Consider the following 2752-nt stretch of genomic DNA (forward strand, 5'->3'; position numbering starts at 1 on the left):
GAGTTATGGATGATTTCCCACAGATGTCCGTCCGGGTCACGAAAATAGCCGGAGTAGATGCCCCAGGGTCTGTCGTGCAGTTCGGTGACGAGTGCTCCAGCCGCTTCGGCTTTGGCCAGTAGCTCGTCCACTTCCTGCCGGGTCTCAACGACATGGCCTAGGCTGAACTCGCCGCTACGCGCTGGCCCGAGCGCGATGCCCGCGTCTTTAGCGAGTTCGCTACGGGGGTAAAGGGCGAGGATCTGACCGCCGTCGAGGTGGAACATGACGATTGCGCCCGCGGGATGCGTATCGTCGCCGGCGAACTCAGTTGCGGTCACACCGGCAGACTGCAGCCCGAGTGCCCGGTAGAAGGCGAGTGCCCGCTCGAGATCGGCTACCGCCAACGTGATCACATGAATGCGTGCTTTTTTCATTAAGCGCCCTGAAAGCGGTCCCCGCAGCAACGGGCGCGATAGGAGATGGTTCCATATGGAAAAGTGGAACGGCACTGGATGCGTCAATCGGGCTGGTTTGTCAGATATATGTAGACGCCCGACCTGGACGGGTTCAAACCGTGAACAAAATCTGGCATGGTGTCCGCCATGCCAATCGTTTCCCCGATTCCCCTCAACCCGTTGATCGACGGCCGCCAATCCGAGCGCGCCATGCTGGTGCGGCGCGGTGTGCAGCGGCTGCTTACCGAAATGGGCGCGCATGTGCTGCCCGAATTGTCCCTGGCCACAGGCCGGCGTGCCGATCTCGTGGCGCTGACCCGGCAGGGCGACATATGGATCATCGAGATAAAATCCTCGATCGAGGATTTTCGCGTCGATCGCAAATGGCCCGACTACCGGCTGCATTCGGACCGCTTCTTCTTCGCCACGCATCCCGGCGTGCCGCAGGAGATTTTTCCGGAGGAATGCGGCTTCATCCTCTCCGACGGCTATGGCGCCGAGATCCTGCGCGATGCGCCGGAGCACCGCATGGCGGCCGCGACGCGCAAGGCGCTGATGCTGAGGATCGCGCGGGCCGGCGCTGCGCGCCTGCTGGCGGCGGAGCTTGCCGGCGTCGCGGTGCCGGCGCTGGATGGGGAGAGTGAGTAGCGCCCCCTCACCCGCCCTCCGCTGCGCTCGGGCGACCTCTCCCCCGAGGGGAGAGGAGACGGTCAGCGCCGGCGCCAAGCTCTTCTCCCCGACGGGGAGAAGGTGGCCGCGAAGCGGCCGGATGAGGGGGCGAAGCAAGAAGCTAAGCCAGCGTATTCTACTCCACATCCTCTTCCGCCCCACCCGCCGCCGGCGCAGCGAGCAGCACGGCAGCACCGATGACTGCCGCCACCAGCGAGCCGGCGAGAATGCCGACCTTCACCGCGTCCTGGAGCGCTGGGTCACTGGCGAAGGCGAGCAGGCCGATGAACAGGCTCATGGTGAAGCCGATGCCGCAGAGCAGCGAAATGCCCAGCATGTGCAGCCATCCTGCATTGACCGGCAGGTCGGCGAAGCCGAGCCGGATAGCGATGGCCGAGGAGCCGAACACGCCGACCAGCTTGCCCAGCACAAGGCCGGCGGCGACGCCGAGCGTCAGCGGCTCGATCAGCGCGGCGAAGCTCAGGCCGCCGAGCGAGACGCCGGCATTGGCGAAGCCGAAGATCGGGATGACGATGAAGGGCACGAGCTTGTGCAGACCGTGTTCCAGTCGGTGCAGCGGCGAATGCTCGAGGTCGTGGCCGATGCCGGGGGAGCGTTCGAGCGGCACGGTGAGCGCCAGCGCCACGCCGGCGAGCGTTGCATGCACGCCCGATTTCAGCACCAGCACCCACAGCACGGCACCGAGCACGAGATAGGGCAACAGGTTCATAACCCGCATGCGGTTGAGCGCGATGAGCACCGCAATGACGACGAAAGCGGCGGCGAGATAGGCGAGCGACAGGCCGCTGGTATAGAACAGCGCGATGATGATGACGGCGCCGAGATCGTCGATGATGGCCAAAGCGGTGAGGAACACTTTCAGCGAGGCCGGCACGCGACTGCCGAGCAGCGAGAGCACGCCGAGCGCGAAGGCGATGTCGGTGGCGGTCGGGATCGCCCAGCCGGACTGTGCCGCCTGATTGTCGCGATTGATCAAGACATAGACCAGCGCCGGAACGACCATGCCTCCGGCCGCGGCAATGCCCGGCAGCACGCGGCGCGGCCAGGTGGAAAGCTGGCCGTCCAGCATCTCGCGCTTGATCTCCAGCCCGACCAGCAAGAAGAACACCGCCATCAGCCCGTCATTGATCCAGTGCGAGACGCTGAGCGGCCCGAGATAGGCGTGGAGCACTGCGAAATAGGGTTCGGCGAGCGGCGAGTTGGCGACGATGAGCGCCAATGCCGCGGCCACCATCAGGATGATGCCGCCGGCCGCCTCGCCATCGAGGAATTCGCGAAGGATCGATTTCGGCCGCTCGTCGCGCATGTTCGCTCCCTTATGCCGACTGCCGGCGTCATTCACGATGATGCGCAAACTTGGGCGACCGGGCAAGCATTGGACGGCAACCGCCTCCGCCGGCGCCGCCCCTCACCTGCCTGCCGGCATCCTCTCCCCGTATAGTGACGGGGAGAGGGGGCGCTCATCACCAGTTTCGCCAATCGCTAGCGTCGCAAGAAGGGTGCCGGGGTTGCGGCCGGCCCCTTTCTCCCCGTCCCTATACGGGGATAAATGCCCGGCAGGGCAACAAGGGGCGGCGCCAACTTTGGCGATTTGTGATCCCGCACAGGCCAGAATTCTCGTGGCC

Annotated in this window: 3 protein-coding genes; 1 reads left to right on the forward strand and 2 read right to left on the reverse strand. The window is 65.2% G+C overall.

Annotated elements, in window-relative coordinates; genetic code table 11:
• The coding region (locus EH240_RS36610) for a VOC family protein (protein ID WP_125007193.1) at window positions 1-416 on the reverse strand (416 nt) is incomplete at its 3' end.
• Window positions 417-584: 168 nt separating this feature from the next.
• Here EH240_RS36610 and EH240_RS36615 point away from each other — a divergent pair.
• Window positions 585-1085, forward strand: a complete 501-nt coding sequence (locus tag EH240_RS36615; protein ID WP_059189805.1) for an MmcB family DNA repair protein — start codon at window positions 585-587, stop codon at window positions 1083-1085.
• 157 nt (window positions 1086-1242) lie between these two features.
• On the opposite strand, the gene nhaA is transcribed toward EH240_RS36615, so the two are convergent.
• Window positions 1243-2433 (reverse strand): Na+/H+ antiporter NhaA, encoded by a 1191-nt coding sequence (gene nhaA, locus EH240_RS36620; RefSeq protein ID WP_125007195.1) that lies wholly within the window; start codon window positions 2431-2433, stop codon window positions 1243-1245.
• Between the last annotated feature and the right edge of the window lie 319 nt (window positions 2434-2752).

Origin of the sequence: Mesorhizobium tamadayense (assembly GCF_003863365.1) — a bacterium.
Taxonomy (GTDB): domain Bacteria; phylum Pseudomonadota; class Alphaproteobacteria; order Rhizobiales; family Rhizobiaceae; genus Mesorhizobium; species Mesorhizobium tamadayense.